Annotated in this window: 29 protein-coding genes and 1 pseudogene; 8 read left to right on the top strand and 22 right to left on the bottom strand. The window is 65.0% G+C overall.

The features are described 5' to 3' along the window. Positions 1 to 2 precede the first annotated feature (2 nt). The 6 genes from mgrA to BMW72_RS08140 all read right to left on the bottom strand — a co-directional run bounded on the left by mgrA (position 3) and on the right by BMW72_RS08140 (position 5,206). A complete protein-coding gene (mgrA, locus tag BMW72_RS08165; protein WP_092109287.1) occupies positions 3 to 1,028 on the bottom strand; it encodes an L-glyceraldehyde 3-phosphate reductase in 1,026 nt (341 codons plus the stop codon). Further along, entirely contained in the window at positions 1,025 to 1,786 is a 762-nt protein-coding gene (locus tag BMW72_RS08160; protein WP_241983813.1) for a glycosyltransferase family 2 protein, read from the bottom strand. The genes mgrA and BMW72_RS08160 overlap by 4 nt, the downstream gene beginning before the upstream one ends. Positions 1,787 to 1,794: 8 nt before the next feature. Beyond that, the gene (locus tag BMW72_RS08155) at positions 1,795 to 3,240 is read right to left on the bottom strand and encodes a bifunctional PIG-L family deacetylase/class I SAM-dependent methyltransferase (RefSeq protein ID WP_092109284.1); all 1,446 of its coding nucleotides are present in this window, start codon (positions 3,238 to 3,240) and stop codon (positions 1,795 to 1,797) included. Next, positions 3,234 to 4,262 carry an acyl-CoA dehydrogenase family protein gene (locus tag BMW72_RS08150; protein ID WP_134450321.1) on the bottom strand — a complete coding sequence of 343 codons (1,029 nt, stop codon included), beginning with the start codon at positions 4,260 to 4,262 and terminating at the stop codon, positions 3,234 to 3,236. The genes BMW72_RS08155 and BMW72_RS08150 overlap by 7 nt, the downstream gene beginning before the upstream one ends. 25 nt (positions 4,263 to 4,287) lie before the next feature. Then, positions 4,288 to 4,767 carry a Dps family protein gene (locus tag BMW72_RS08145; RefSeq protein ID WP_092109279.1) on the bottom strand — a complete coding sequence of 160 codons (480 nt, stop codon included), beginning with the start codon at positions 4,765 to 4,767 and terminating at the stop codon, positions 4,288 to 4,290. Between the two features lie 145 nt (positions 4,768 to 4,912). Then, positions 4,913 to 5,206 (bottom strand): hypothetical protein, encoded by a 294-nt coding sequence (locus BMW72_RS08140; RefSeq protein ID WP_092109276.1) that lies wholly within the window; start codon positions 5,204 to 5,206, stop codon positions 4,913 to 4,915. Between the two features lie 138 nt (positions 5,207 to 5,344). Between BMW72_RS08140 and BMW72_RS08135 the strand changes: the two genes are divergently transcribed. Further along, complete coding sequence (locus BMW72_RS08135; RefSeq protein ID WP_092109273.1) at positions 5,345 to 5,902, top strand: MOSC domain-containing protein; 558 nt, start codon at positions 5,345 to 5,347, stop codon at positions 5,900 to 5,902. A gap of 91 nt (positions 5,903 to 5,993) precedes the next feature. Here BMW72_RS08135 and BMW72_RS08130 read toward each other — a convergent pair whose 3' ends face one another. Continuing rightward, positions 5,994 to 6,848, bottom strand: coding sequence for a DarT ssDNA thymidine ADP-ribosyltransferase family protein (locus BMW72_RS08130; protein WP_166787676.1), 855 nt, complete (start codon positions 6,846 to 6,848; stop codon positions 5,994 to 5,996). Positions 6,849 to 7,073: 225 nt separating this feature from the next. Then, positions 7,074 to 7,829, bottom strand: coding sequence for an endonuclease/exonuclease/phosphatase family protein (locus tag BMW72_RS08125; RefSeq protein WP_092109267.1), 756 nt, complete (start codon positions 7,827 to 7,829; stop codon positions 7,074 to 7,076). A 183-nt stretch (positions 7,830 to 8,012) separates the two neighbouring features. Here BMW72_RS08125 and BMW72_RS08120 point away from each other — a divergent pair, with 183 nt between their 5' ends. Both BMW72_RS08120 and BMW72_RS08115 read left to right on the top strand, forming a co-directional pair. Then, a complete protein-coding gene (locus BMW72_RS08120) occupies positions 8,013 to 8,612 on the top strand; it encodes a histidine phosphatase family protein (protein WP_092109265.1) in 600 nt (199 codons plus the stop codon). A 256-nt stretch (positions 8,613 to 8,868) separates the two neighbouring features. Continuing rightward, positions 8,869 to 9,645, top strand: coding sequence for an ice-binding family protein (locus BMW72_RS08115; RefSeq protein ID WP_092109262.1), 777 nt, complete (start codon positions 8,869 to 8,871; stop codon positions 9,643 to 9,645). A gap of 61 nt (positions 9,646 to 9,706) precedes the next feature. Here BMW72_RS08115 and BMW72_RS08110 read toward each other — a convergent pair whose 3' ends face one another. Beyond that, a complete protein-coding gene (locus BMW72_RS08110; RefSeq protein WP_092109259.1) occupies positions 9,707 to 9,997 on the bottom strand; it encodes a hypothetical protein in 291 nt (96 codons plus the stop codon). A 62-nt stretch (positions 9,998 to 10,059) separates the two neighbouring features. Here BMW72_RS08110 and BMW72_RS08105 point away from each other — a divergent pair, with 62 nt between their 5' ends. The 3 genes from BMW72_RS08105 (at position 10,060) to BMW72_RS08095 (ending at position 11,064) form a co-directional block, all read left to right on the top strand. After that, positions 10,060 to 10,356 carry a hypothetical protein gene (locus BMW72_RS08105; RefSeq protein ID WP_092109256.1) on the top strand — a complete coding sequence of 99 codons (297 nt, stop codon included), beginning with the start codon at positions 10,060 to 10,062 and terminating at the stop codon, positions 10,354 to 10,356. Between the two features lie 49 nt (positions 10,357 to 10,405). Further along, positions 10,406 to 10,678: a glutaredoxin family protein gene (locus BMW72_RS08100; protein ID WP_092109253.1), complete on the top strand. Its 273-nt coding sequence runs from the start codon at positions 10,406 to 10,408 to the stop codon at positions 10,676 to 10,678. A gap of 62 nt (positions 10,679 to 10,740) precedes the next feature. Continuing rightward, a complete protein-coding gene (locus BMW72_RS08095) occupies positions 10,741 to 11,064 on the top strand; it encodes a hypothetical protein (RefSeq protein ID WP_092109250.1) in 324 nt (107 codons plus the stop codon). Here BMW72_RS08095 and BMW72_RS08090 read toward each other — a convergent pair. From BMW72_RS08090 to BMW72_RS08070, 5 genes are all read right to left on the bottom strand, one after another. Beyond that, positions 11,061 to 11,804: a peroxiredoxin gene (locus tag BMW72_RS08090; RefSeq protein ID WP_198410964.1), complete on the bottom strand. Its 744-nt coding sequence runs from the start codon at positions 11,802 to 11,804 to the stop codon at positions 11,061 to 11,063. The two genes, BMW72_RS08095 and BMW72_RS08090, sit on opposite strands and share 4 nt — an antisense overlap. A gap of 137 nt (positions 11,805 to 11,941) precedes the next feature. Further along, on the bottom strand, positions 11,942 to 16,783 hold the full coding sequence (locus BMW72_RS08085) for an NAD-glutamate dehydrogenase (RefSeq protein WP_092109247.1): 4,842 nt from the start codon (positions 16,781 to 16,783) through the stop codon (positions 11,942 to 11,944). A 220-nt stretch (positions 16,784 to 17,003) separates the two neighbouring features. Continuing rightward, positions 17,004 to 17,903, bottom strand: coding sequence for an aggregation-promoting factor C-terminal-like domain-containing protein (locus tag BMW72_RS08080; protein WP_241983812.1), 900 nt, complete (start codon positions 17,901 to 17,903; stop codon positions 17,004 to 17,006). A gap of 297 nt (positions 17,904 to 18,200) precedes the next feature. Then, positions 18,201 to 18,497 carry a Wadjet anti-phage system protein JetD domain-containing protein gene (locus BMW72_RS08075; RefSeq protein WP_092109243.1) on the bottom strand — a complete coding sequence of 99 codons (297 nt, stop codon included), beginning with the start codon at positions 18,495 to 18,497 and terminating at the stop codon, positions 18,201 to 18,203. Positions 18,498 to 18,515: 18 nt separating this feature from the next. After that, positions 18,516 to 18,854, bottom strand: coding sequence for an HNH endonuclease signature motif containing protein (locus tag BMW72_RS08070; protein ID WP_092109240.1), 339 nt, complete (start codon positions 18,852 to 18,854; stop codon positions 18,516 to 18,518). Between the two features lie 25 nt (positions 18,855 to 18,879). On the opposite strand from BMW72_RS08070, the gene BMW72_RS08065 reads away from it, so the two are divergent. Beyond that, positions 18,880 to 19,176: a DUF1905 domain-containing protein gene (locus BMW72_RS08065; protein WP_092109237.1), complete on the top strand. Its 297-nt coding sequence runs from the start codon at positions 18,880 to 18,882 to the stop codon at positions 19,174 to 19,176. 121 nt (positions 19,177 to 19,297) lie between these two features. Here the strand turns inward: BMW72_RS08065 and BMW72_RS08060 are convergent, their stop codons facing one another. The 3 genes and pseudogenes from BMW72_RS08060 to BMW72_RS08050 all read right to left on the bottom strand — a co-directional run bounded on the left by BMW72_RS08060 (position 19,298) and on the right by BMW72_RS08050 (position 22,199). After that, positions 19,298 to 19,699: a DUF7715 family protein gene (locus BMW72_RS08060; RefSeq protein ID WP_092109234.1), complete on the bottom strand. Its 402-nt coding sequence runs from the start codon at positions 19,697 to 19,699 to the stop codon at positions 19,298 to 19,300. A gap of 252 nt (positions 19,700 to 19,951) precedes the next feature. After that, a complete protein-coding gene (locus BMW72_RS08055; RefSeq protein ID WP_092109232.1) occupies positions 19,952 to 21,601 on the bottom strand; it encodes an ABC1 kinase family protein in 1,650 nt (549 codons plus the stop codon). Between the two features lie 55 nt (positions 21,602 to 21,656). Beyond that, positions 21,657 to 22,199: pseudogene (locus tag BMW72_RS08050) on the bottom strand (PadR family transcriptional regulator). 170 nt (positions 22,200 to 22,369) lie between these two features. Between BMW72_RS08050 and BMW72_RS08045 the strand changes: the two are divergent. Further along, positions 22,370 to 22,696: a cupin domain-containing protein gene (locus tag BMW72_RS08045; RefSeq protein ID WP_092109230.1), complete on the top strand. Its 327-nt coding sequence runs from the start codon at positions 22,370 to 22,372 to the stop codon at positions 22,694 to 22,696. Positions 22,697 to 22,762: 66 nt separating this feature from the next. On the opposite strand, the gene BMW72_RS19235 is transcribed toward BMW72_RS08045, so the two are convergent. The 5 genes from BMW72_RS19235 to BMW72_RS08020 form a co-directional block, all read right to left on the bottom strand. After that, positions 22,763 to 23,203 (bottom strand): hypothetical protein, encoded by a 441-nt coding sequence (locus tag BMW72_RS19235; protein WP_241983810.1) that lies wholly within the window; start codon positions 23,201 to 23,203, stop codon positions 22,763 to 22,765. Positions 23,204 to 23,279: 76 nt separating this feature from the next. Next, positions 23,280 to 23,867: a dihydrofolate reductase family protein gene (locus BMW72_RS08035; protein ID WP_092109227.1), complete on the bottom strand. Its 588-nt coding sequence runs from the start codon at positions 23,865 to 23,867 to the stop codon at positions 23,280 to 23,282. Positions 23,868 to 23,904: 37 nt separating this feature from the next. After that, positions 23,905 to 24,288, bottom strand: a complete 384-nt coding sequence (locus BMW72_RS08030) for a type II toxin-antitoxin system VapC family toxin (protein ID WP_166787675.1) — start codon at positions 24,286 to 24,288, stop codon at positions 23,905 to 23,907. Then, a complete protein-coding gene (locus BMW72_RS08025; RefSeq protein ID WP_092109616.1) occupies positions 24,275 to 24,541 on the bottom strand; it encodes a type II toxin-antitoxin system Phd/YefM family antitoxin in 267 nt (88 codons plus the stop codon). Before BMW72_RS08025 ends, BMW72_RS08030 begins: the two co-directional genes overlap by 14 nt. Before the next feature lie 117 nt (positions 24,542 to 24,658). After that, a complete protein-coding gene (locus BMW72_RS08020) occupies positions 24,659 to 26,098 on the bottom strand; it encodes a plasmid pRiA4b ORF-3 family protein (RefSeq protein ID WP_166787674.1) in 1,440 nt (479 codons plus the stop codon). Between the last annotated feature and the right edge of the window lie 444 nt (positions 26,099 to 26,542).

Below are 26,542 nucleotides of genomic sequence, written 5' to 3'. Positions count from 1 at the left end.
AGCTAGACGGCGCTCGACGCCGCCCACAGGTTGATGCCGCCGTCGACGGCGTGCTCATCGATGGCGGTCAGCTCCTCGGCGGTGAACTCGAGGTTCTGCAACGCGCCGACGTTCGTTTCGAGCTGCTGCACCGACGACGCCCCGATCAGGGCGCTGGTCACCTCGGCATTGCGCAGAACCCAGGCCAGGGCGAGTTGGGCGAGAGACTGACCGCGTTCTGAGGCGATCTCGGTCAACGCCCGAATATCGCTCAGCACCTCCGCGCTCACCATGGACTTGTTCGCCGAACCGTCGCGGGCCACCCGGGAATCGGCCGGGATCCCGCCGAGGTAACGGTCGGTCAGCAATCCCTGGGCCAGCGGCGAGAACGCGATGCAACCGGCACCGATGTCTTCGAGAGTGTCGAGCAGATCGTCTTCGACCCAACGGTTGAACATCGAGTACGAGGGCTGGTGAATGAGCAGCGGCGTACCGAGGTCGGCCAGGATCGCCGCAGCTGCACGGGTGCGTTCGGGCGAGTACGAGGAGATGCCGGCGTAGAGGGCTCGGCCGCTCGCGACGGCGGTGTGCAGTGCACCCATGGTTTCTTCGAGTGGCGTGTCGGGGTCGGCGCGGTGGGAGTAGAAGATGTCAACGTAGTCGACTCCCATGCGGCTGAGGGATTGGTCGAGGCTCGACAGCAGGTACTTGCGGCTGCCGAAATTGCCGTACGGGCCCGGCCACATGTCGTAGCCGGCCTTGGTCGAGAGCACAAGTTCGTCGCGGTGGGCCCGAAAATCTTCGCGGAACAGCTGGCCGAAGTTCGTCTCGGCGGAGCCGTAGGGAGGCCCGTAGTTGTTGGCCAGGTCGAAGTGCGTGATGCCGAGGTCGAAAGCGCGGCGCAGAATGGCTCGCTGCGTTGCGAGCGGCTTGTCGTCGCCGAAGTTCTGCCACAGGCCGAGCGAGATGGCCGGGAGTTTGAGGCCGCTGCGCCCGGCGCGACGGTACGGCATCCGCTCGTAGCGGGATTCGTTCGGGAGATATGTCATCTGATCATGATGCCATTCTTCGCTTCGATGTCGACATGGTCGCGCAGGTAGCCGGCGAATCCGGCCGGGGCGCGCCCCACCCGGCGGCCGGAGGTCAGCACCGGGATCAGCGCCGTGCGCGCCTCGGTGACCCCGAGGCGGCGCAGGGCAGCCACCAGCAGCACGTCCTCATCGCGGTCCACCGGCGCGAACTCGCCCGCCGCGAGGTAGCGGTCGGCTCGCACCCCCAGATTGGCGCCGTGAATGTGCGGATGCCCCTCACCGATCGTGTGCAGCGCCTCCCAGCGCAGTAGTTCGTGGGCGGCCAGGTCGTCGTCGGGTCGCACCGTTCCGAGCACGAGCTCGGCGCCGTTGCGGGCCAACGCCAGCTGGGTCACGAGCCAGTTCGGCGGCACCGCCGAGTCCGCATCGGTCGTCGCGATCCAGATGCGGGCAGCGGATGCCGCGGCGGCGGTGCGCTCCGGCAGCAGGGGTTCCAGGGTGTGTCGAATGCCGTCGCGGCGAGCCACGCCCGCCGCTCCAGCGTCGATCTCGTGGTGCCTGAAGTCAGTCCAGTCTGCGGCCACCCGCGCTGACCGGTCAGTGCATCGATCAAACACCAGGAGCACGATCACTCGCGGGCGGTCCGGTTCGGGAACGGCGCGCAGCGTGCCAATCGCCGCGGTGAGCGCGGTCAGGCAGCGGGGCAGCAGCACCTCCTCATCGCGCACGGGAACAACGACGGCCACGTATTCAATCGGCACGGAAACATCAGGCACGTCGCCGATCACGGAACCAGCCCGTCGCGCTGCGCCACGGACTGGGCGGGCCGCGGCTCGTACACCTCGAGCACGAAGTCCCGCTCCAGGTGGTGCACGGTGCGTTGCAGTCCCACCACGTGGGTGAGCTGGGTGTGCACGGCATCACCGGTGATCGGATACTCGGCGACCGGATGCCGCCAGTGACAGGCTACGAGCGCTCCATTCGGAGCGAGGCTGGCTCGGCACCGTTCGAGCAGGCGGCGCAGATCAGCCACCGAGCAGTAATATCCCACTTCCGACAGCACGATCAGGTCAAAGGATCCGTCCGGCCATTCCCCCGGCACGGTGCGCCGCTCGAAGGTGACCCCCGATCGGCCGGCCAACCGTTCGCGGGCCAGGACGAGCGGCCGTTCGACCAGGTCGATACACAGCAGGGTGTCACAGCGGTCGGCCAGTTCGGCGGTCAGTACCCCGGTTGAGCAGCCCAGTTCGAGTGCGGCCGAGAACCGCTGCCGGGGCAGGGCTGCAATCAACGCGGCGCGTTTGCGTTTCTCGTACCAGCGGGATTCAAACCCCCACGGGTCGGGCCCCGATGCGTAGACCGCATCGAAGTACCCGGCGGTGAGGGTCTCATTCGGGTCGGCCCGCACCGAAGCTTCGCTCGTCGAGGATCGCCGAGCGCGAGGTGCAGGCGGAACGGGATCCGGCGCCGCCCGCACCGTCATGTCGAGCAAGGTCTCGTAGTCCCGCGCGAAGTGCGCCCGAAATTCGGCCGGCACGATGGCTTCATCGCCGGGGGAATCCGACAGCGACCCCACCTGGCTGCGATGCAGGGCCAAAGCTCGAGCCTTGGCCTTGCGTTCGGCCGGAAGCAGGTCGAACAAGCGCACAGATTCGCCGGACCAGACCACGTCTTCCGGGGTCGACCAGTGCCAGGCCCAGATGGGATACTCGAACAGGCGCGCCCGGCGTTCCCGGGCCGCCCGCTCGGCGGCCGCACTGGCCGCAGCATGATCCGGATGCCGATCGGCTCGCCACGGTGCCACAACCCAGGTCGTATCACCCGCATCGCCGATCGCTTCCGCGATCGCTCCCGCGGCCAGGTCCACGTGCTCCGCCAGCTTGCCGTCGGGAAGTTCCAGCAGATGAATCTCCGCGTCGGGGGCGAGGTGAGCGAGAGCATCCGTCACTTCGAGACGGCGAATCTGTGCAAGTCTTGCCGGGTCGTGGGTGGTGGACTGCGGGTGCGATGCTTCGCCGTTGCTGAGCACGATGACGACGATCGGCAGCCCGAGCCCGGCCACATGGGTGATGAGGCCGCCGACGCCGAGGCTCTCGTCGTCGGGATGGGCCGACACCACGACCAGACGCTCCAGGGCGTCGAGGCCGAGCGAGCTGAACCGATCGGGCCAGTGGGCGGCTTCCCAGACCTTCTCGGGCGTTCCGTTGTCGGAATGACTGAATGTCACCACGGTGCACTCCCCCTCGTCACGAGCATCTCGCCGAGCGCAGCATCGTCGCGCTCGGCGTGGTGTTGGCGCACATACAGTTGCAGGTCGGCCACCCGTTGGGCGTGCCGTGCGTCGAGCGCGAGCGGGGCCGGCCCGAGCGCATGCCCGACATGGAATATGACCTCGTCGACGCTGCGAGCGACGATTCCGCGCACACGCGCGGCGAGCAGGGAACCCGCCGAACCGTCTGCCTCACCGGCGTCAATGGCTGCCGCCGCCGCGGCGATCGCGAGTCTTGACCCCGTCACCGCGAGGTCAACCGCGCCGAGGTGGGCGAGGCCAATCTGGTCGGGAGGGCGGCGCTCGGCAGCGGCGTACAGGGTGCGGGCAACGCCCACGGCGCCACCCCACCAAACAGCAGCCACGCCGATGCCGCCCCAGGCGAACCCGGGTCGACGCAGGTACCATCCTTGGTCACCGACCGCATCGGCGGTGACGGCGACAAAGTCCACCGGGCCACTCGTCACCTCGGACAGCCCGCGGGCCACCCAGACGTCGTCGTGCGCGGTCACCCCGGGGTGGCGCAGGTCGACCGCGAAGAGACGACGTCCCCGGTCACCGGCCGCACCCACCACGTGTGCCGTCACGAGCGCGTGACTGAGCAAACCGGCCAGCGAACACCACAGCTTGGTGCCATCGAGCCGCCACCGGTCGCCGGTTCGGGTGGCCGTGAGCGCTGTTCCCGGGCCTTCAGCCGCGAACACACCCCAGGTCTGGTCGGGCCGGGCCGGGCGACCAGCCTGGTGCAGTATCGCGAGGGCGTCCAGGTGAGCCTCGGCGACCCGGGCCGCGGTGAGGTCGGCCGCAGCAAGCGTCGACAGGGTGTCGAAGAGCTGTGCCGTGCACCCCTCCCCCGCATAGGGGATGGATGCCAGACCGCTCGCGAGCACCAGCGCTCGCCGCGCGTCACCGTTGACCGCGCCGGCGGAATCGGCGAGGTCGCTGCGAAGCCCGCTTGGCCGCACGTTCGATTCAACCCTCATGATGCCCCGTCGCGGCTAGCGTGCGTCAGGACTTGGACTTGGCCGCTGAGCGCTTGCGCGGTTTGCGGTTCTCCGCGCTGACCATCCAGGAATACTGCTCGAGCTTTTCGATGAAGGCGTGCAGGATGTCGGCGCTCGTGGGGTCTTCCTCGTCGACCGCATCGTGCACCTTGCGCATGGTGTCGACGGTCGCGTCGAGCCGTTCGGTGATGAGGGTCACCGTCTCCGCGGTGTCGACCTCGCCGTCGGGAAATTTCGGCAGGCTGGTGGTTTTGGTGACCGTCTCGCTGCGGCCATCGGGCATGGCGTCCAGGGCGCGCATCCGCTCGGCCACTTCGTCGGAGAATTCGCGGGCATCGAGAATGATCTCGTCGAGTTGCAGGTGCAGGTCACGAAAGTTCTTGCCGACGACGCTCCAGTGCGCCTGTTTGCCCTGCACGTGCAGCTCGATCAGGTCGACCAGAACGGCCTGCAGGTTGTTGCTGAGTGTTTCGGAGGCGTGCATGGGGTCCTTTCATTGAGGAGAATTTGCCTCGAGACCATATCACCGCACCTGGATCTGGGCCACAATGCCATCACCCCGACCGAGGGCCGCAGGCCCGAAGTGCGGCCCCCGGCAGCCGGGCCGCCCCGGGGGTGACTGCCGTCGTTCAGTCCTCGTGCGGAGGGCGCGGCTTGCTGTATTTCTTGTGCGCGGTCTGCGGAGCGGTACCGAGGATGCGTGCAATAACGGCCCAGGAGGAACCGCCCTCCCGCATCGCGTTGACCGCCGCGGTGACGCGCAGGTTGATCTCCGCGCGGTCACGCACGGCTCGTTCCAGCTCCCGTTCCAGGGCTCGGTAGGGCCGACTGATGTGCGGTGCCGGTTCGTCGCCCGGGTAGGGCACGGGTGCCTCCCGGGTGTCGTCGTTCTGGGCGGGACTGTCAGGGGCAACATTGGTCATCGGCAACCTTTCCACTGATGAAATGTATGCCCCGCATGCCAGCGCGTCAACCGCTCGACGCAAACACGGTAACGCCTGCATTTTCGGGTGTTGTGGGCATCCGTTCGAACGTGCGTGCGCTGTGACAGAATCGTTGGCATGACACTCGACAGGCCTGCCGGCACGGTGATTTCCGTCAGCCGCGACGACGCGCACCGGTTCAGCAAGCCGGTGGTGAGCAGCATCCGCTTGCTGGCCGGAATCGGCGTCGAGGGCGACTCGCACGCCGGCGCAACGGTGCAGCACCGGTACGCGAAGAAGCGCAATCCTGCGGCGCCGAATCTCTGCCAGGTGCATTTCATGGCCGCCGAGCTGTTCGATGACCTTGTGCCCACCGGCTACGTCGTGGCGCCGGGAGAACTCGGCGAGAACCTCACGACACGCGGAATCAACCTGATGCTGCTGCCGCTCGGCACCCGCCTGCACCTCGGCGCTGAGGCCGTCGTCTCGATCACCGGCATGCGCAGTCCGTGTTCACTCATCAACGGCTTTCAAAAAGGCCTGATGAAACAGCTCATCAGAACGGATGCCAGCGGTACCGTTGCGCGCCGCGGCGGCATCATGGGCGTCGTGATGACCGGCGGAATCGTGAATCCGGGCGACGGTATTCGGGTGGAGCTGCCCGTCGGCGAGCATCTCCCCCTCGACGTCGTCTAGTACGCGCCTCCGCCGTCTGGGCCCACCGTGGGGAACTGGGCCCATGCTTGATCATGGGCTCAGTTTCCGGGCCCGGGCCCGGAAAGTATTGCTACTGGGGGTCAGCGGCGGTGTGGAACCACGGCGGGTAGACCGCAACCTTGGGCTTGAACGCGCTGGCCTTCAGGATGCCGCGCACGGTCGCGCGCACATTGTCATTGCAGACGCCGATGAGCGTGATCAGTTCCATCGGCACCGCGTCGGGCACGAGCAGCTCGGCTTCGAGAAGCATGGTGCCGTCGGTCTCGGCGCGCAGGGTCTGCAGCATGCGCTCGGCGGTCGCGGGTGTGGCACCGAAACGGGTGAGCGGTGCGGCAGCGTCACCGTTGGTGACGGCGACCAGGCTGGGAATGTGGGGGGCCTCATCATCATCGTCGGCGTCAGTGGGCGCCGCGGCGCGGGCGGCGAGCCCGTCGTTGATCGTTTTGACCGTGCTCACGAGCATGACGAAGTCGAAGGCTTCCGAGCCGTGGCTGTCGAGGGCGAGGCGCGGGTCTGCCTGCTCAGCGCGAATGTTTTCCCACACGCTCGCATTCGGCGAAAGAAAGAACGGCACGTACTCGGCGACGCTGCGATCAGCGCCGGTGACACGGGCGCCCCGACGGGTTTCGCGCGTCGCTGCCGCCGAGATGTCCACTGCCGGGCGGGTGGTGAGTGCCGCGTTGGCCGACAGGTGGCCGTCGTGAAGAATCGAGGCGAGGTTGCTGATGTGGGTGAGGTGATACACGCGCTGCTCGTCGACGTTGTCCGTCGACGCTTTCTCGGCACGTACGGGGCGGGGGGCGCCGGCGACGCGAACCGGGCGAGCTGCGCGGGCGGCCGGCGTGGCAGCGGTCGGCAACGGGTCGCGCAGGGAGGACAACTTCGGGGCGCGGGTCTTCTTCACCGGCGTCGCCGGCTCAGTCACAACTTTGGGATAGCACAGGGCGCACAATTGGCCCTCGAGTCCGTGGATGCATTCGTCGTCCAAGAGGGAAAACCTTTCGTTTTGCGGCTCGCGTCACCCGGAAAAGCCGAACGTGCATACCGCCTATCAACGTTACGTTCATTTGGGTGGTGGCGATGACCGTTCCTTAGCTTTTCGGCCAATCCACGATCATCAGCTCGGTTCCTCGCGCGATTCAGACGGGCTTCAGATGCTGAAGTCAACGCCCTCGACCGACACCGACTCGGCGGGATGTGAAAGGTGGTGCGCGGCATCCGTTTGCATCATTTGCTCGTCGGGGTAGGTGGCCGTCACGAGAATGGGCATGTGGTCGGAGGTACCCTGCGGCAGGGTTTCGACGTTGGTGATGGCTAGCCCCATCGAGGTCGCAAGGTCGAAGTGCCCGCGAAAGAACTTGTAGCGGGTGTAGGTGCGCGTGTCGCTGAGCGTGAGGTCGTAGCCGGACTGATTTACCTTGTTGCCGAGCTTGCCCTGAAAGATGGGGTAGTTGTAGTCGCCGACCATGAGGGTGGGCAGGCCCGGTCCCAGCAGGCTCAGCTCTTCGTGGGCGGTGCGGATTTGGTTTCGGCGCAGGGAGTTGAGGGCGGTCAGCGGCGCGGCGTGAAAGGAAGCGACGACGAGCTCCCGTTGCGCGACATTGTCGATGAGGCGGGTGGCGATCAGTCGCTCGTGGGCGGGGGCGGCGAGACGATCGTGCAGGGACTTTTTGAGAGCGAAGGTCTGGGTCTTGATCGCGGTGTAGCGGTCCTTGTTGTAGTAGATGGCGAGGCCGAGCCGGTTTCGCCGGGTGGCATCGGCCAGGTGCAGGTTGCCGACCTCGGCCGGCAGGTCGACGGTGTTGCATTCCTGCAGGCACAGGATGTTGGGAGTGTAACGCTCGGCCAGGGCGACGAGTTCGCCGCTGGCACGATTCTTGCGGAGGTTGTAACTTATGACCCTCATGGCACCCGTCTCAGACTTGATGGCTATGCCTCCAGCCTACGACTCTGCCGCAGGGCGAAATTGAACATCAGGGGCCAGTTGGAACATGCGCAGGTGGCATCCAGCCTCCCGAAGAGCTGGTGGGTGGGTGAAACGTAGACTTGATGCGCCGAAGCCCGTCTTCGGCACATTTGAGGGAGCTGCATGACCCAGAACGACATCGTTCTTATCCGCCACGGCCAGACGGAGTGGAGCATCTCCGGCCAGCACACCGGCCGCACCGACGTTCCACTGACCGACTTCGGTCGCCAACAAGCGGATGCCCTCGGCGAGATGCTCGACGGCGAACACTTCGATCGGGTCTATGCGAGCCCGCTCGTGCGGGCTTGGGAGACCATGGAACGAGCCGGCTACGGCGCTCAGGGCGTGGCGAGCGACGACGTGCTGGAGTGGGATTACGGGGTCTACGAGGGGCGCCGCACCGAGGACATCCGCTCAGAAATTGCCGGATGGACGGTGTGGGGAAACCCGATTCCGGGGGGCGAATCCGTCGAGGAGGTGGGCGCACGCGCCGACCTCGCCATTGAGACGTGCCTCGCGGCCGAGGGCCGCGTGGCCGTCTTCGCCCACGGACACTTTCTGCGCATCATGACTGCCCGTTGGATGGGGTTGCCCGCAGTCGCCGGCAAAAGCCTCAGCCTGGGCACCGCCACCGTCTCGACCCTCGGCTGGGAGCGCGAGAACCGCGTGCTGCAAATGTGGAACGATGCCTGCCATCTGAGCTCCATGGACCCGGTCGTCTAGGCCGTCTCCCAAACCCCCCGCATTACCCCTAGTCTGGGGTTAGACAGATTCTATTCGTTGGAAACTTTTGTCGTGGGAGCGTACGAACGCATGTGCGGGCGGCACCCGGAGGACACGGCAGCTGGGGCTTGGGGGCGTCACATCCCTGCGAGCCCGGTCAACGGAAGAAACCCGATGTGCAGCATCGGTGGCCATGCTCGCGCGTGGCCCTGCCCCGACCCGCATCGTGCGGGTCCTTGGAGAGGGAAGAAATAACATGAGCACGAGTACACAGCTTTCACCGTCGCGCAAGCGACTTCTCGGCGCCCTGCTCGCCGTGAGCATCATGGGCGTCGGCAGCATCGGAGTCGGCGGAGCCGTCGCCGTCGAGTCCACACCGCGCGCCGTCGTCGATCTCGGCGAGGCCGGCACGTTCGCCATCCTGTCCAAGTCAGGCATCACGGATGTCTACGCGTCGTCGGTCAGCGGCAACGTCGGTGCGAGCCCCATCTCCGGCGCCGCAATTCACCTGACCTGCCCGGAGGTGAGCAACGGAACGATCTACAGCGTCGATGCCGAAGGCCCCTCCTGCAAGGTCACCGACGAAACCTATCTCACCGAGGCCGTCAGCGACCTCGAGATCGCGTACACCGATGCTGCGGGGCGCACCACCCCCGACTACATCAACCTCGGTGCCGGCGAAATCGGTGGCCTGACCCTCACCCAGGGCCTCTACAAGTGGGGCACCGACGTGAACATCTCCACCGATGTCACGCTCACCGGAACCTCCGAGGACGTCTTCATCTTCCAGATCTCCAAGGACCTGGAACAGGCCTCCGCCAAGAACGTCGTGCTGGCCGGCGACGTGCAAGCCAAAAACGTGTTCTGGCAGGTCGCCGGATCCGTCGCGATCGGCACGACCGCGCACTTCGAGGGCACCATTCTCAGCCACACGATGATCGCCATGAAGACCGGAGCGACCATCAACGGTCGCCTGCTGGCCCAGACGGCCGTCACCCTGCAGAGCAACACGGTCACCGCGCCCGTCGAGTAACGCAGGCACAGCACGAGGGCGCGGATGACTTCTGGTCACCCGCGCCCTTGTTGCGTTGAGGTCAGCGCACCGGAACCCAGGTTCCCTTGACCCGTTCGGTCACCAGCGATGCCCGCAGCTCGGCGACGTCCCGAAGATCGGCTACGACGTGGCCGCCGATCTCCAGGGCCGACGCCGCGTCATCCGCTGTGAAACGCACGATGACGCGGGCCGCGCCGGCGACAATCGTGAGGTCGGAGGCCTCAACGGTCGTGAATTCGGCGACCTTGGCGGCGGCGCGCGGCACGACCGAGGCCGGCGCGGTTCCCGGGTGCAGGGATTCGATACTCATGGTGACGCGAAAAGAGGGCATGGATTCAGGGTACGGGTACTGCTTTACTGAACGGGCCCACTTCCCTTCACGTTCGGAGAACCATGACCTTCACCGCCACGATCGTCGCCCAGGTGCAGAGCACCAAGCCCGATGCCCTCTGGGCTATCGCCACCGCCCTCAGCACCAAAGTCGAGGAGCAGGCCGGCGCGAACGCCTTCATCGCCCTGCCGGACGGCGGCCGGGTCGAGGTAGAGATTCCGAAGTTCGGCGAGAGCCTGCCCCTGACCATCGACGTGGTCGATGCGCGCAGCCAGGCCGCAGCGCGAGCGTCCGCTCAGAATATTCTGGACCTGCTCGAGCAGTCCACCGGCTGGCAGGTGGACCACCTGCACGACTAAAACGGATGCCCACCCGCCGCACACAGGCGCGCCGCCTAAGCTCGCTGACATGACTGAAACCACTGCCACCGCACCGCGCATCACGATGTATGGGGCGGAGTGGTGCGGCGATTGCCGTCGTTCCAAGTCCTTGCTCGATCGCCTCGAGGTGGACTACGACTACGTCGACCTGCTGCTGGTCGAGGATGGCGCTGATCGCGCCCGCGCCATCAGCGGCCGCACGAACATTCCCGTCATCGTGTTTTCCGACGACACCCACCTGGTGGAGCCAAGCGACGCCGAGGTGCGCACCAAGCTCACGCAGCTCGGCCGCATCGGCTGAGCATCGCGCAACCGACCCCCGTGCTACTGTCAGAAATCGCAGATACCAACGGGGGTCGCATCATGCACGCAACACTCACGCCGACGACGCGGCGCATTCCCATTTCGCTGTGGGTCAGCGTGGCGCTGTTTCTGCTGTACAGCGTGTTGGGCGTCAGCGTCTGCCTCGCCGTGGGCGACGATGCCCGCTATCTCAGCGCTCTGTTGACCGCGTCACCCCTCATGTTCCTGGGAATGATCGTGTGCGTGATTGACATCGTGCGCACCCGCAAACGCGGCGGCGCCGAGCAGCCCTACATTCGACTGCAGTGGGTGGGACTCGCGCTCATGGCCGCTGCGATGCCGCTTTGGCTGGCCATCGCCGTCGCGGTCGCCTCGCTGCCCTAGCCGACGAGTGTTTCCACTGATTTGACCTGGAGGCGGGAGTCGATCTCGGCTTCACTGAGTTCCTTCGTGCAGAAGAACCAGTCCTGGCAGGTGAGCTTTTCTTCGGCGGCGCCATCCATGCGTTCCTTGGCCGTTCCGCACGAGCCGGGCAGCGGCATGATGACGGGCTCCCCGGGAATCCAGTCGGCGGGAGTCGCGACCTGGAATTCATCGGCGGTCTGCAGCGCCTTGATGACCCGAAGCAGTTCAGGAAAGTTGCGGCCGGTGCTGAGTGGGTAGTAGATGATGGTGCGGATGACGCCCTTCGGGTCGATGATGAACACGGCCCGAACGGTCGACGAGCCACCCTCACCGGGCATGATCATGCCGTACTTCATCGCCACCTCCATGGTGTGGTCGTCGATGAGCGGAAAGGTGACCTTGACATTGCTGTGACCGCGGTACGTGATCTTCTGTTCGATCGTGCGGAGCCACGCGATGTGGCTGTACAGGCCGTCGACCGAGAGGCCGACGAGGTCGGTGTTGTAGAGGGCAAACTCGTCCTGCATGACGGCGAAGGTCATGAATTCACTCGTGCAGACGGGGGTGAAGTCGGACGGGTGGCTGAACAGAATGACCCACCGGCCGGCGTAGTCGGCGGGAAAGGTGATGTCCCCCTGGGTGGTCACGGCCGTGAATTCCGGCGCCGGATCGCCGAGGCGCGGCATCGTGAAGCGCTCGGTATCGATGGTCTCAGGCATGGTTCCTCTTATCTTTTCGTTAGGGAAAAGCCTGAACACACCACATCCGGGCTCGCTCTCAATATACCCCCCAGGGTACCTTCAGTCCGCCGAAAAAAGAAGGGCGCCCCGAACTCGGGACGCCCCTGGTATTACCCTTAGCGGCGCACGATGGAACGCAGCAGGCGCACGGCCACCGAGAGCGATGCCATGTCGTCCTGCGCGAGGGAGTTGACCTCCTCGAACACGCTGCGCGCCCGGCCGAGCTGTTCGGCGTTGAGTGCTTCCCAGGCGAGGAGGCGTTCGTCGGCGGTGCCGGCATCCGTTTCGTCGAGCACGGAGCGGGCCATGTCGGCGACCGTCGAATAGAGGTCGTCGCGCAGGGCGGCGCGGGCGAGGGCCTGCCAGCGGTCCTTGCGCGGCAGCTTCGTAATGCGCTCGAGCAGGTTGTCGACACCGAAGCGGTTGTAGACCGCGTAGTAGATGGCGGCAACGTCGGTGACCGGCACGTTGGCCCGCGCGGCGACCTTGGCCACGTCGAGCAGCGCGTAGGCTTCAAACAGTTCCGACCAGCGGCGACCGAGGTCGTCGGGCAGGCCCCACTCCCGGGCCTTCGCCTCCTGGGTTTCGAGGCGCCCCCGGTCACTGCCCTGCAGGTATTCACCGAGATGCTCGCGCATGAGCGCGATCTGCGGCCGATACTTGGCAATCACCGCGCCGACGGGCATGTTGCCGCCGTGGTTGACCTGCCAGCGCACCGCCCGGTCGAGCAGTCGGCGAATGTCGAGGTGGATCGCGGTCCATTTCTCGGTCGGGAAGGACGACGGCAGAGCGTTGAGTTCGTCAACCATAGTGTCGATGTCGAAGATCTCTCGCAGGGCCACGAAGGCGCGTGCGATCGTCGCCTGGCTGGCCGAGGTCTCTTCCATCGTGCGAAAGGCGAAGGTGATGCCACCGAGGTTGATCATGTCGTTCGCGACGACGGTCGCGATGATCTCCCGGCGCAGCGGATGCGTGTCGAGCTCGGCATCGAAACGCTGCGACAGGAGGGTCGGGAAGTACCGGCGCAGGGTGCGGCCGAACCACGGGTCGTCGGCCAGATCGCTGTCGCGCAGGGCGGTGGCCAGCTCGATTTTGGCGTAGGCGGCGAGCACGCTCAACTCGGGGCTGGTCAGACCCTGGCCTCGATCGAGACGCTCCCGCAGGGTGGCCGTGGTCGGCAGGGCCTCCAGTTCGCGCTGCAGTTCTCCCGATTCTTCCAGCCAGTTCATGAGGCGTTCGTAGCTCGGGCTCCAGTTGTTCACGAGCACCCGGTCATTGAGCAGCAGGATGTTCTGGTCGACGTTGTCCACCAGAACCAGACGCCCCACCTCGTCGGTCATCTCGGCGAGAAACTCGGCCCGCTCGGCGGGGTCGAGCTTGCCGGCGGCGACCATGCGGTCCACGAAGATCTTGATGTTGACTTCGTGGTCCGAGCAGTCCACACCGGCCGAGTTGTCGATCGCGTCGGTGTTGAGAATAACGCCGGCAAGTGCGGCTTCGATGCGGCCGAGCTGGGTGAAGCCAAGGTTGCCGCCCTCCCCCACGACCTTGACCCGCAGGTCTTTGCCGTCAACCCGGATGCCGTCGTTGGCCTTGTCGCCGACCTGCGCGGCGGTTTCGCTGCTGGCCTTGACGTAGGTGCCGATGCCGCCGTTGTAGAGCAGATCGGCGGGCGCCAGCAGAATGGCGCGCAGCAGTTCGGGCGGGCTCAACTCGGTTGTGCCCACCGGTAGTCCCAGCACGACCTGCACCTCGGTCGAGATGGGAACGACCTTAGCCTGGCGGGGAAAGACACCGCCGCCGGTGCTGATCAGGTCGGCACTGTAGTCGGCCCACGAGGAACGCGCCAGTTCGAACAACCGGCCTCGTTCCACGAAGGAGAGCGCGGGGTCGGGGTTGGGGTCGAGAAAGATGTGCCGGTGGTCGAAGGCTGCGACGAGCTTGGTGTGCTCCGACAGCAGCATGCCGTTGCCGAACACATCCCCCGACATATCGCCGACACCGACAACGGTGAAATCTTCGGTCTGGGTATCTACGCCGAGTTCGCTGAAGTGGCGTTTGACCGACTCCCACGCACCCCGCGCGGTGATGCCCATCTCCTTGTGGTCGTAGCCGACCGAGCCACCGGAGGCGAAAGCGTCTCCGAGCCAGAATCCGTATTCGGCGGCCAGCCCGTTGGCGATGTCCGAGAACGACGCGGTGCCCTTGTCGGCGGCTACGACCAGGTAGCTGTCGTCATCATCGTGGCGCACCACGCGGTGCGGTGCCACGACGTGCTCTTCGGCGCCTTCGGCGACCAGGTTGTCGGTGAGGTCGAGCAGTCCCCGGATGAAGGTTTTGTAGCTGTCGATGCCCTCTGCCATCCAGGCCGCACGGTCGACGCCGGGGTCGGGAAGCTTCTTGGCGAAGAATCCGCCCTTCGCGCCGGTGGGTACGATGACGGCGTTCTTGACCGTTTGCGCCTTGACCAGGCCGAGTACTTCGGTGCGAAAATCTTCGCGGCGGTCCGACCAGCGCAGCCCGCCACGGGCCACCTTGCCGAAGCGCAGGTGCACGCCCTCCACCCGCGGTGAATACACCCAGATCTCATACTTGGGCTTGGGCGACGGCATCTGCCCGATCTGAGACGGGTCGAGCTTGATACTCAGGTACGGCTTGTACTGAAAAAAGTTGGTGCGCAGCGACGCTTCGATCAGGGTGATCAGCGTGCGCAGCACACGGTCGGCGTCGAGGGTGGCAACCTGCTCCATTGCGACCCGCAGCTGCTCGCGCACGTCGGCGACGCGTAGCATCCGCTCGTCGTCGGCGAGGTCCGGGTCGAACCGGGCCTCGAACAAGGCCACGAGGCCGCGCGTGACGGCCGGATTGGCCAGCAGGGCATTGGCGACGAAACCGTAGGAGTTGGTATTGCCGATCTGACGCAGGTACTTGGCGTAGCTGCGCAGAATGACCACGCGGTGCCAGGGCAGGCCGTCTTGCAGAACCAGGCGGTCGAGGCTGTCGGATTCGATCGCTCCGCTGATGGCCGCACCAAAGGAGTCGGCCAGCAGCGCGCCGGTCGCGACCGGGTCCACTCCGGCCGGATAGTGCAGTCCGAAGTCGTAGAGGTAGAAACTGCGCCCGTCGGCGGTCTGAATTTCGAAGGGCACCTCGTCGAGCACCTCGATGCCAAGGTTCTGCAGAAAGGGCAGAATCTGGCTGAGGCTCTTCGGTTCGGTCATGTACAGCTTGATGCGAGCGTCTTCATCGGGGTCGCCGGCGGTCTTGGGCAGGTAGACGTGCAGCCCCGGGCGGGTGTGCGGTTGCGCGGATGCCCCCACCTGCGCTGCGCACGCCTCGAACCGGCCGATGTCTTCGAGGGCGTCGGTGATTTCGTAATCGATCCGGTAGCTGTCGGGAAAAGCCTCAGCCCACACCTCGGACAACCGCTCGGCCTCTTCGACAGAGTGGGTTTCGCGCAGTTCGTCGCTGATTCCCTCCGGCCAGGACCGCACGGCCATGGCCAGGCGGTGTTCCAGATCGGCCGCATCGACGGCGTCGGGCGACACCTCTTTGGGCAAGCGGATGCGATAGAACAGTCGCGCGAGCGCGGATTCGGTCATGCGTGCTTCGAAGTCGAGCGATTCCGAGTTGAACGTCTCCTGAAGTTCTTTCTCGATGCGCAGCCGCACGGCGGTGTTGTAACGATCACGCGGCAGGTAGACCAGCGCCGACATAAACCGGCCGTAGATGTCGGGACGCAGGAACAGGCGGGTTCGGCGACGTTCCTGCAGGCGCTGGATGGCGAGCGATACGGCGACGAGGGCGGGCACCTCGATTTGGAACAGTTCGTCACGGGGGTAGGTTTCCATGATACCGAGCAGGTCCTTGCCGCTGTGCGACTCGGGCGGAAAACCGACCTCGGTCATGACGGCGTTGACTTTTTCGCGCAGTACCGGCACGGCGGTGACCGAGCTGGTGTAGGCACTCGCGGCGAACAGCCCGATGAAGCGCTGCTCGCCGTTGACCTGACCGGCAGCATCGAAGCTCTTGATGCCGATGTAGTCAAAGTAGGCGGGGCGGTGCACGGTCGACCGAGAGTTGGCTTTGGTGATCACCAGGGCCGTGCGCTCGCGCGCCTTCTGCCGGCCGGCATCCGTCAGATGCTGGATCTGGTGCCGATCGTCGGCGGACCGCAGCAGACCGAGGCCACTGCCCTCAACGAGGCTGAGAACGTCTTCGCCGTCGAGTGTCTCGAGGTTGTATTCGCGGTAACCGAGAAAGGTGAAGTTGCCCTCGTCGAGCCAGTGCAACAGCTGTTGGGTCTGGCGGAGGTCCTTGATCTGATCGGCACCGTTGATCGTATCGAGGGCGTCGGCGATCTGCATGGCCTTGGTGCGCATGAGGGGCCAGTCGGCGACGGCGGCACGCACGTCGCCGAGAACGGCGGTCAACCCGGCGACGAGGCTGGCCTGTACTTCCTCACTCGCCGTGTCGATCTCGATGGCGATCCAGGATTCCAGGTGCGAGGCGTCATCACCGGTCGCGATGAGGTGAGCGATGTTGGGCATGGCCGAGGTGTCTCCACTGGAGACGCCGGCGCTGGCCGGAATGCGGTTGATGCCGACCAGTTCGTTCGTGGACTTGCTACGGGCCACGATGAGCAGGGGGTGCACGACCAGGTGGATGGCCGAGTGCTGGCGCACGATTTCGGCTGTGACCGAGTCCACCAGAAACGGCATGTCGTCGGTGACGATGTAAACGACGCTGCGACCGGATTCATTGTGGATCTCGATCGTGGCCATCTTCGGAACCCGCGGCTGCGCGACCTGCCAGTGTGTGCGCGCCCGGGCTTCGAGCAGCTCCGGGGTGTAGTTCACCGCATCTTCGTCTGTTAGATGTTCATAGTAATCAACTATGAACGTTTCGAGCGTGGGATCTGACGGGGACAGACCCGTTCGGATGAAACCAGACGACATCGAAAAACGCCTCCATTAAGGATAGGTGCGAGGGCTCCTGCGACGGGCACGTCGGTGTGCCTCGCCTCACTCACTCATGCAGAGCCCGTGCTCGCCCATCGTACCGCCGCACCCGCCGCCCCGGCTGGCCGCCGCAGAACCTGCGGCCAGCCAGGACGAAACAGCCCGCCGCTCGTCGATTCGGTCGTGACCGGGGCATAAACCGCCGTCAAGGTCGAGGTCAGTACCAGCCGACGGACTGGGAATGCGACCAGGCGGCGCATGGCGTTCCATAGGAGGAGGCTTTGATATAGCCGAGGCCCCAACTGATCTGCGTGGTCGCGTTGGTGGCCCAGTCGGTACCGGCTGAGGCCATTTTGCTGCCGGGCAGCGCCTGGGGAATTCCGGTCGCACCGCTGCTCGAATTCCTGGCTGCGTAATTCCAGCCGGATTCCTTCTGCCAGAGCCGGTCGAGGCAGCTGAACTGGTCCTCACCCCAGCCGTACTGGGAAGCCGCCATTGAGCGTGCCGTGGCGCGTGCGCCATCGATGCCATTGCCCCCGGCGAGAGATTCCAGGCGAGCGGCCTCAGCTGCAGCTTCTGCGGCCGAGGCTGCGGCGGCAGCCGCCGCAGCCTCCGCCGCGGCCTCGGCGGCAGCGCGGTCGACTTCTGCTGTAGCGGCAGCAACCGACGCGGTCTGGGCTTTCGCCTCGGCCGTGAGGTCTTCGAGCTCATCGATCGGCAGAATATCGTAACTGGCGAGCGAGCTGGCGACCGAGGTGAGGGCCGTGGCATCCACCTTGCTGACGCTCGCGGCGATGACCAGGTTGGCGGCGCTCAGGGCAGCGGATGCGTTGTCGCGGGTGATCGACTCACCGCGCGCAGCATAGAAATCGAGCTGGTCGCTCTGCCGGCCCGAGCTTTCGGCCAGTACCGACGTGGCGGCGATGCTGTCCTGCCTGGCATCGGCGGACTGGGCGGCGAATCCGCTGCCGGCAACCAGGCCGGCGATGACGAGTGCGGCAGTGGTGGCAGCGGCGATCTCGTGCCGGCGGGTGCGGGGTTTGCGAGGCTTTCGTGTTTTTCCGAGGTTTCGGGGGGCGAGGTGGGCACGGGGCGTTTCAGTGTGTTTTGGGCGCATGTCCTTCATCTGGCGCGAATGATGGACGCTAGGTACGCCCGTTCGCTAAGGTTGTGGCCCGGGCACTTCGGGGTGGCGCGGGCAAGGTCGCCAGCATGCCCGGTGTCTTTGGACGAATCCTCACGATATTCTCCGAATCCCCTGATTTTCGGTCACGGTCGTGCTGCCGTGGCATACTTTGCGACTTTCGACCGCGTCGTCAGCGCTCAAGTTTTGGTGATTAGGCTGATCAACATCACATTATTCAGTAAAAGCACCCGGCTTGCACGCTGCAGAGCGGGCCGAAAAAAGCTGAAACTAAATCTGCGTTGCGACCTCGAGCAGCCGCCCGAGCGCGTAGTTCCACTCGATCCGCTCCTGTTCGAGGCGCACATTACCCTCCGAACGAATGCGCATCAGAGCAACTTGTTCACTCCCGGTCAGTGTTGGATAGGTTCCGCCGGCCGCTCTTGGCTCGGACACCCAGAGATCGCGAAACTGCAGCAGCACGGTTTCATCCATGAGAACACTCGTCACGTCGTCACAGGTGCTAGGCAACGCGTGCAGGATCGCGAATCCGTCCGAATCCAGGTCGCCCCAATAGATGACGCGCAGTTGAGAGCGAAAGGGTACCTATGGGTTCGATCCCACAGAAGGATGATTCAGCTCTGCGGGAATCAGCAGAAAGCCTTCACGGGCTGGCCGCCAGGTTTGGGTGGGGTCCCAGAGCAGTGGGCCGCGTACCTGGGGTCGGCCGTTGATCATGCGGATCTGCCAGCCGTTGGTGTCGATGGTGTGGTGATGAAACCAGCACAAATTTGTTCCGTTGTCGACGTTGGTTGGTCCGCCCTTGCCGGCGGGGATGATGTGGTGCACTTCGGTCCAGCGGGCGGGGATGGTGCAGCCGGGGATGATGCAGCCGCCGTCGCGGGCGGCGATGGCGGCGCGTTGTTCACCCACGCGCGCGGTCACCGAGGCTCAGCGCGACCATTCGGGGATGGTGACATTTGAGTTTCAGGCTACGCTCTGGGAAGCGACGTCCACCAGCTCCTGGGTCTTCCTCAGCCTGCCGACGGACGTGACCGACGAGATTCGTGAGCGATCGACCCGGCCGCGACGCGGGTTCGGGTCGATCCCCGTGGCCGTTTCTATTGGCGACACGTCGTGGACCACGTCCATCTTTCCCGACGGCAAGCGCAATAGCTATGTACTCCCGGTCAAAAAGGCCGTGCGCACTCAGCAGGAGCTCGCGGTCGGCGACACGGCAGCGATCGTGCTCTCCCTCGAACCCTGACCGCCGTCCGACGTCGCCGCCGTCTCCAAGCGAATGCGACCCCCTGCCGCGTGGTGCCTGCGAAGCGGGCAAGCCCGCCCGGGCGATGCCCGCCAAACCGTCCTCGATGCGTGCGATGAACTCATCCAGCCGCAGGCCAGAGCTGGAAGCGCTCGTGGAGCGTGTACCCACGCCGCTCGACCACGGTACCGACCGGCCAGAGACCAGCGAGACGAATGAGCTCGTCGACAACCTGGCTGAACGGCCGCACACGACAGACCGCACAGGAATCATCATGGCTGACGTGCAGTGCCTTCGCGTATTCGTTTCTCGTGAGCTCGGCGAAGTTTTTGACCAGTGCCGTTGTCGTTTCTTCATCGGAGCTCAAGCCCCGAAACGAACGGCCACACGGACACCTGCCATCGGGGTTGCGCCGACTCGCAGCACACGCATCGAGCACCCAGACCAGTTCGCCATTGATACAGTGCGCGAAATCGCTTCGGCGAGCGCCCTGCGTTGCTTTTGTAGCCACCAGCACCTGCATTGTCTTCTCCACATTCTCGGCACGAGTGTTTGTGAGTAGTTACTGACGACGTTAGAGGCAGCCTCCGACATGGCTCGATGGCATCGCGAACATCAACCGCTAACACCTGCAATTCGCAGGCCACGGGAGAAACACGTGCCGGATTTACGGGCATCCACATTGCGTGGCTGGCGAATTGCAGGAGTTATGCGCGCCGCGTCGCCTCCGCAACGCAGGCCGCACCGACAGCCCGCACCGCCGGCCCGGCCCGACCTAACGGCGAACGGCGAACAGCGCGTGCAGCAGGGGGGCGATCGACGCGACCATTATTACGGTGCCCAGCACCGTGTCATCCGCTCGTAGAAGAACACCAGCGATGAGCAGGGCGCCGAACACCACAGCCGAAACCGCCTGGCGCATTGAGCGTTCAAGGCGGGCGACCCGTTTTTCCAGGCCCGGGGTGGCGACACCCACCGAGCCGTCTTCGACGCGGGTGATGAACTCATCCAGTCGCTTCGGCAGGCGAACGGCGAGACCGACAGTCTCCATCGCCTGTTTGGCGATGTCCTGTACCAGGTTGCCGCTCTCGTCACGCAGCAGCTGCGCAGCGTACGGCTCGACGGAATCCCACAAATTGAACGAAGGATTCAGAGCGCTGGCCACGCCGGAGGTGAGCGACATCGCCCGAATGATGAGCAGAAAGTTCTCGGGCAGCTGAAACGGCAGCGAACGAACGACGTCGCCGAACTGCACCGCGAAGTCGCGGAACTCGCGCGGGTCGACCTCGCGCAGCTCGGCGAAGCCCATGCCGCCGAACCGGGCGAACAGGGTCGTCATCGCGCGTTCAAGCTCCGTCGTCTCAGCCGAGGGCAACAACACGCCGACATCGTTCATGGCGTTGACCAGCCCGCGTCCGTCACGCGAGGCGGCAGCGATGAGCATTTTGCGCAGCCCGGTGCGGGTGCTGGTGGGAACCTCCCCCATCATGCCGAAGTCGATGAACGTCAGCTTCCAGCCGCGCTCGCTGTCGGCGTCCGGGGTGACGAAGATATTGCCGGGGTGCGGGTCGGCGTGAAAGAAGCCCATCGTGAACATCTGGTCGAACATGACTTCCGCGAAGACCGGGGCAACTTCAGCCGGGTCGATGCCGGCAGCCCGCAGGGCCAAGACGTCGGTGATCTTGATCGCCGTCACGTCCTCGAGGGTGAGCACGCGGCGGGTGGTGCGCTCCCAGACGACGCCGGGCACACTCACCCGATCGTCGTCGGGGAAGGCCGCCGCGAAGCGCTCAGAACTGGCCGCCTCGTGCAGGTAGTCGATCTCTTCGAGACTGGTCTGCGCGAATTCCTCGACCAGCGCGGGCATGTCGACCCGGTTGTAGACCAGCCGAACATGGCTGAGCCAGCCGCCCACCTTGCGCAGGGCGGCGAGGTCGACGTCGATGATCTCGTCGATTCCCGGTCGCTGTACCTTGATGATGACCTCGTCGAGTCCGGTGTCAGCGGCATCCAGGGCGGTCAAGCGCGCTCGATGCGCCTGCCCGAGCGAGGCTGCTGCCACGGGATTCTCATCGACGAACGTGAAGGCCCGCTCGAGCGGCATGCCGAACTCCGTCTCGACAGCCGCGCGAATAGCGGCGAACGCTACCGGGGCCACCTCGTCCTGCAACCCCTCGAGTTCTTTGGTGATCTCGGGCGGCAGCACGTCGAGGCGCGAGGACATGAACTGCCCCACCTTAATCATGAGACCGCCGAGGTCGGCCGCGAGCACGTGAAAACCCTTGGCGAAGCGCTGCATCCGCTTGGAGCGGGTGCGCTCGGCGATTTTCACCAGCCCGATGCGAGGTAGGAACAACTCGAACCACCACGTTATGGCGAGATACCAGCTGGCAAAACGCAGAATGCGGCGGTAGCGGGCGCGCATGTTTCCCGCGCCCGAATTCGAATCGTAGCTACCTCGTCGAGCCGATGGCACCCCGTCAGTCCTGGGCGAGGATCGAGTAGAGCTTGCGGCGGGCGTCGTCGAGCACAGAAACGGCTTGCTTGACCTGCTCGGGCGAGCCGGTGCGGCCAACCTGCGCTGCTGCCTGGGCGAGCTCAATGCCGGCCTTCGGCAGTGCGGCGTGGCCGTGACCCGACGGCGCGCCCGTGGCTTCCCACGGCGCGCTCGTGTCGGCGTCAGCGACAGCCGCACGACCCTCGTCGGTCAACGAGTAGATCTTGCGGCCGTTGCTCTCTTCGGCGCTGATCAGGCCTTCATCGGCCAGCAGCTGCAGGGTGGGGTAGACCGATCCGGCGCTGGGCTTCCAGCTGCCGCTGCTGCGCTCCTCGATTTCGTGAATGATCTGCTAGCCGTGCATCGACTGCTCGGCGAGCAGCGCCAGCACTGCCGTGCGCACTTCACCACGGCCGGCGCGGGTGCCGGTCTGCTTTTCGAACCGCGAGCGGAACTGTTCCATGGCCTGCCAGATGCCGTCGATGTTGCCAGCGTTGAACCCGCCTGTTGGGAATGTATTGCCCATGATTGCCTCCTCTAGGAACTGCGAACGATATACAGCGATAGCTCAACGATACCCAGCGATGCTTGCGAACGACACACTTAAACGGATGCTCAGGGCTGGCTCCCAGCCAGGTCGATTTTAGCCACTACCATCGATCGAGAGATCGGCGGCTACGGGTCTAGCGTGGAATCATGGAACACACAACGCTGCCCCTCACCCACATCCCGAACGTTCGGGCTGACGCCGCGGTCGAACCCGGCCGGCTCGGGCACAGCACGGTTCTCGCCTCCCCCGGCGTGCGCGTGGTCGTGCTCACGTTCGAAGCCGGGTTCACGCTCAAGAAGCACTCGGCACCCAAGATTCTGCTCATGCAAGCCCTCGATGGCAGCCTGCGCGTCACCGCCGGCGGGCAGGTCACCGACCTGGTGCCTGGCGCCCTACTGCGGCTCGATGCCGGCCTCGAGCACGAGGTCGAAGCGCTCGAGGAGTCACGCCTGATGCTGACACTGATCGGTTAGTCGCGCCCCGCCCGTCATGCTCGACACGGGGATCAGAAACTTCCTGGTGCCGCCCTACCTACGCTGTCAGGCGCGGTTAGCGTGCGCCCGGGCCAGCATCCGCTTGGCGCGTGCACGCCGAAACAGCACGAGAAAGACCACGAGAGCCGCAGCACCAACACCGCTGGCCACCCACATGTACCAGGTCTGCCCGAGCACGGCGAAGAGCACCGCGCCAGCCGTGACCACCAGAGTCAGAAGGGCGAGGGTGAGATAGCGTCCGTCGGCACTGGTTATCGGATTTCGAAGTTCGAGTGACGGCTGGGTCACTGGCTCCCACACCACGATGAGGAAGGTGGCGATGGGCCCCAGAAACAGCGAGACCACGAACCAGTTCCAGCGCGACCGGTTCTTCTGTTCGGCGAGGCCCGCATTGACGAGAGCGAGTACAAACCAGCCGCCGCCGTTGAGCCACCAGTCGCTCTGCTGGGGAGTCTGGTTGACGATCTCGCTCACGAAGTTGGTCATGCGTCATGCTCCCACGAATGGCGGGACCGCGTTGGAGCAGTACGACCGGCGGATGCATCGCGTCCCTAGCAGTGTCTTACACCACCCGGTAGGTGACGTGGGTGACCAGTTGCCGCGGCACCGAGCTGATCTTCTCAAGCTTGAGGTCATCGAGACCCACCAACAACGGCTCGCCGGCGCGCAGCACCGCCGACGCCACGTGCAGCCGCAGTTCGTCGATCAGCCCGGCTGAGAGGTATTGCCGCGCAGTGGCGGCCCCGCCCGCGATCGCCACCTCGCGCTCCCCCGCAGCTGCGCGAGCCTGCTCGAGCGCCGCTTCGATGCCGGCGGTGACGAACGTGAAGGTCGTGCCGCCTGCCAGCACGAGCGGGGCTCGCGGGTAGTGTGTCAGCACGAACACCGGTGCGTGGTAGGGCGGGTCATCGCCCCACCAGCCCCTCCATTCGTCGTCCCACTCGCCGCGGCCGGGCCCGAACATGTTGCGCCCCATGATGTAGGCGCCCGCGGTGGCGATGGCGGCGATCTCAGCGGTGTTCTCGTCGGGCCGCTCGAATCGCCAGCGCGCCAGTCGTTCGCCGCCTTCTCCGAGCGGATGCTGAAGGCTCTGATTCACGCCGGCCGCGTAGCCGTCTTCCGAGACCATCATGTCGCAGGTCACTGTCATGTCGATCGTTCCTCGTCTCGGTGGTCACTCTGATTGATCACGTCCGGGCGTCGCGCACGAATTGTCGCCCCAACGAGATCAAGGCCCGATCGGACGTGAGGAGGGTCATGCCCTGAACGTATGCCTGCGCGAGAATCAGCCGGTCGGACGGGTCATGTCGGGCGAGTTCAGGGAAGACTCCCACAGCCTCAGCGTGGCGGTGGTTCAACGGTAATTCTTGGATCCCATTGGCGCGAGCCACAGCGGCGAAGTCCGGCGGAACGATCAGTTTGCCCAGCATTGTCTTGATCGAGATCTCGAAGAGCGAAACTGGAGACGAGTAGACCTCGTCGGCCTCGGCCAACAGACGGAGGGAATTCGCCCCGAACTGTTTCGGATCGCCGAGCACCCACAGCAGCGCGTTGGTGTCAAGAAGGATCATCAGTGTGCAGAGGTGTGGGAGCTCCGTAGAACATGGCATCGATCTCGTCGTTTGGCCACGAGAAGGCGTCTGTGGCCACCCAAATTTGGCCCTGGAGCGCCCCGAATTGCAGCCCGTTGCCGCCTTGATGAGGAACTAAGTCGGCGATGGGTTTACCAGCCCGGGCGATGACAACCCGCTCCCCACCCTCGACGCGCTGAAGCAGCCGCGATAGTTGGGTCTTTGCGTCGTGGATGTTCACGATCTCGGTCATGCAGCCAGCGTACTTAGTCCACTTGACTAAGTCTAGATCTGATGGGATATCGCCGCCAGCGCATGCAGGTCGGGCGATATAGATATCCAGAACCCGGCATCACTTCACTTGCAGGGCTCACGCCCAGATGATCAGCGCGGCGCGCGCGAGCCTACGGGCGGCATCCGCTTCGAGCCCGTGCGACGCCATACCCAGCGGCGGCAGCAGGCCTCCCGTTCCCGCCCAGCCGAGCACTCTTCGGGTATCCGAGGCGTCGCTCAGAGCCGACTCGTTTCCGTAGCGACCACGCCCGCCGAAACTCCACCCCACCATGGAGGTGAGCAAGTCGAGTGACTGCCGCGTGCGCTCCCATTCCCCGGCTTCACCGGCGGCAACCAGAAGCAGCAGGAGGAGCGCGCAATCGTGGCCGTAATCTGTGGATTCCACGGGAAGGCGTGCCGTAACGTGGTGCCAAAGTTCCACGGGTGCATTGCGCAGTTGCGCACCACGCTTTGTCAGACGCAGCTCGCCCCGATACTTGCGTATCAGGCCAAATTGCGTCAGCGTTTCGCGCAGAATGAGTAGCGGGTAGGTTTGCGCCTCCCGGTTCGCCTCGCCCTGCCAGCGCTTGTCTATGTCGAGCTCTCGCATCAGCACCTTGACGTGGGCGGGCGGAAGATACCCGGCGCTGGTCAAGCGGATGCCGTCGCCCACATGTTCGAGGAAGGCACGAATCACTGCGGTGGCTGCCGCCGCCTCGGGCTCCCCAACCTCGACCGGCTCCTCCACTTTCGCCGCCGCAAGATAGCCGGCGAGATGCCGCTGCGCCTGTTCGCTCAGGCCCGCGAGGAGAACGACGAGTGGGGATGGCTCGTCGCCGGCATTTGACTGTTGACGCAACGAAATGAGCGCGGCTTGCGCCCCTGCCAGCCGCTCCAAGCCCCGGTTAATCTCAGCGAGGCCGATCTCGTCAACGAACGCGTGCAGGCCCATCTCGAAGGCGATCTCCCGTTCCTCCGGGTAGTCAGGAGCCATGGTGCCTGCGGCCACCGCCAGAAGGCGCTCCCAGCCATGGATTCCACCCACGTCTTCAGCGGGGCCTTGGCGACGACCGTCGATGCAGCGCACCGCGGCATCTGTCCCCGGCAGCACCTCTTCAATTTTTAGCGTGTGGTCCCAGTCGTCGCCGAAGTCGTAGGTGTAGAGCAGAGAATCACCCTTCTTCGCCACGAGCTGGTCGAGCCGCAGCTCGCTCTCCAACACTCCCTCCTCACCCTCCGCAATGTCGTAGGGGGTCAGGATGCCCTGAGTCTGACGGGCGTAGCGGTCGCCGGTCAGCGCGAAGCGGTGCAGATGGCTGTCGGTCCAGCCGAAAGATGTCTGCAGCACAGCGTGCAGAACGTCAAGAGTCATATTTGACGGGAGAGTCAGCCGCCGCCAGATTGGCGGCTGCGAACCGGTGAGGTCAACGCGCAGACGAAACTGTACCGGAGTGGCCGGCGGCTTCTTTAGCGTAAGCGGCTTCAGCGGCGGCTCGGGGAACGCCCAAGTTGGGAGGTCCCGCATGGCAGCGCTCACAGAGGGCGCTCCAGAGCCCGGTGTCGCGGCGTCGAGCCGTGCCTTGAATTCGGCGAAGTCGGAAACGTTGTCAGACTTGGAGTCTTGGTTTGGCGGCTTCGTCATACCAACAGGATATTTGCCCAAGGTCGACCGCGCGCGGATTGCACGTACTTCTTCACCGCCCTAGCGTTGACACCATGTGATCGGCACGCTGCCACGGCGTGCGCCAAACCACCGTCGGCAATTGTCCACGGGGCCAGTTACCCACAGAAGTCCTTCAGGCCACCGTTCGTCACGTCGGCCGGACCTATGGTCTAGCCATGATTATTGAAGCCGGCTACGACATCCTGGTGACGCAGGGTCTTGCCAAAATACCCCGCACGGCCTCTATGGCCACGCACATTGTTGATCAAGTAAATCCTCGTGCAATTTTCTTATGTGTCGTACACACTAGAGCTAATG

It is taken from the genome of Cryobacterium luteum (genome assembly GCF_900110125.1).
In the GTDB taxonomy this organism is placed as follows: Bacteria; Actinomycetota; Actinomycetes; order Actinomycetales; family Microbacteriaceae; genus Cryobacterium; species Cryobacterium luteum.
The sequence above is the reverse complement of the archived record's forward strand: the minus strand, read 5'-3'. Positions and strand labels throughout refer to the sequence as shown.

Bases quoted from the DNA above. Each gene is read 5' to 3' on its own strand.
- mgrA (WP_092109287.1), bottom strand. From the start codon at position 1,028: ATGACATATCTCCCGAACGAATCCCGCTACGAGCGGATGCCGTACCGT.
- BMW72_RS08150 (WP_134450321.1), bottom strand. From the start codon at position 4,262: ATGAGGGTTGAATCGAACGTGCGGCCAAGCGGGCTTCGCAGCGACCTC.
- BMW72_RS08145 (WP_092109279.1), bottom strand. From the start codon at position 4,767: ATGCACGCCTCCGAAACACTCAGCAACAACCTGCAGGCCGTTCTGGTC.
- BMW72_RS08140 (WP_092109276.1), bottom strand. From the start codon at position 5,206: ATGACCAATGTTGCCCCTGACAGTCCCGCCCAGAACGACGACACCCGG.
- BMW72_RS08135 (WP_092109273.1), top strand. From the start codon at position 5,345: ATGACACTCGACAGGCCTGCCGGCACGGTGATTTCCGTCAGCCGCGAC.
- BMW72_RS08125 (WP_092109267.1), bottom strand. From the start codon at position 7,829: ATGAGGGTCATAAGTTACAACCTCCGCAAGAATCGTGCCAGCGGCGAA.
- BMW72_RS08120 (WP_092109265.1), top strand. From the start codon at position 8,013: ATGACCCAGAACGACATCGTTCTTATCCGCCACGGCCAGACGGAGTGG.
- BMW72_RS08115 (WP_092109262.1), top strand. From the start codon at position 8,869: ATGAGCACGAGTACACAGCTTTCACCGTCGCGCAAGCGACTTCTCGGC.
- BMW72_RS08110 (WP_092109259.1), bottom strand. From the start codon at position 9,997: ATGCCCTCTTTTCGCGTCACCATGAGTATCGAATCCCTGCACCCGGGA.
- BMW72_RS08105 (WP_092109256.1), top strand. From the start codon at position 10,060: ATGACCTTCACCGCCACGATCGTCGCCCAGGTGCAGAGCACCAAGCCC.
- BMW72_RS08100 (WP_092109253.1), top strand. From the start codon at position 10,406: ATGACTGAAACCACTGCCACCGCACCGCGCATCACGATGTATGGGGCG.
- BMW72_RS08095 (WP_092109250.1), top strand. From the start codon at position 10,741: ATGCACGCAACACTCACGCCGACGACGCGGCGCATTCCCATTTCGCTG.
- BMW72_RS08090 (WP_198410964.1), bottom strand. From the start codon at position 11,804: ATGCCTGAGACCATCGATACCGAGCGCTTCACGATGCCGCGCCTCGGC.
- BMW72_RS08085 (WP_092109247.1), bottom strand. From the start codon at position 16,783: ATGTCGTCTGGTTTCATCCGAACGGGTCTGTCCCCGTCAGATCCCACG.
- BMW72_RS08080 (WP_241983812.1), bottom strand. From the start codon at position 17,903: ATGCGCCCAAAACACACTGAAACGCCCCGTGCCCACCTCGCCCCCCGA.
- BMW72_RS08065 (WP_092109237.1), top strand. From the start codon at position 18,880: ATGGTGACATTTGAGTTTCAGGCTACGCTCTGGGAAGCGACGTCCACC.
- BMW72_RS08060 (WP_092109234.1), bottom strand. From the start codon at position 19,699: ATGCAGGTGCTGGTGGCTACAAAAGCAACGCAGGGCGCTCGCCGAAGC.
- BMW72_RS08055 (WP_092109232.1), bottom strand. From the start codon at position 21,601: ATGCGCGCCCGCTACCGCCGCATTCTGCGTTTTGCCAGCTGGTATCTC.
- BMW72_RS08045 (WP_092109230.1), top strand. From the start codon at position 22,370: ATGGAACACACAACGCTGCCCCTCACCCACATCCCGAACGTTCGGGCT.
- BMW72_RS19235 (WP_241983810.1), bottom strand. From the start codon at position 23,203: ATGACCAACTTCGTGAGCGAGATCGTCAACCAGACTCCCCAGCAGAGC.
- BMW72_RS08035 (WP_092109227.1), bottom strand. From the start codon at position 23,867: ATGACAGTGACCTGCGACATGATGGTCTCGGAAGACGGCTACGCGGCC.
- BMW72_RS08030 (WP_166787675.1), bottom strand. From the start codon at position 24,288: ATGATCCTTCTTGACACCAACGCGCTGCTGTGGGTGCTCGGCGATCCG.
- BMW72_RS08025 (WP_092109616.1), bottom strand. From the start codon at position 24,541: ATGACCGAGATCGTGAACATCCACGACGCAAAGACCCAACTATCGCGG.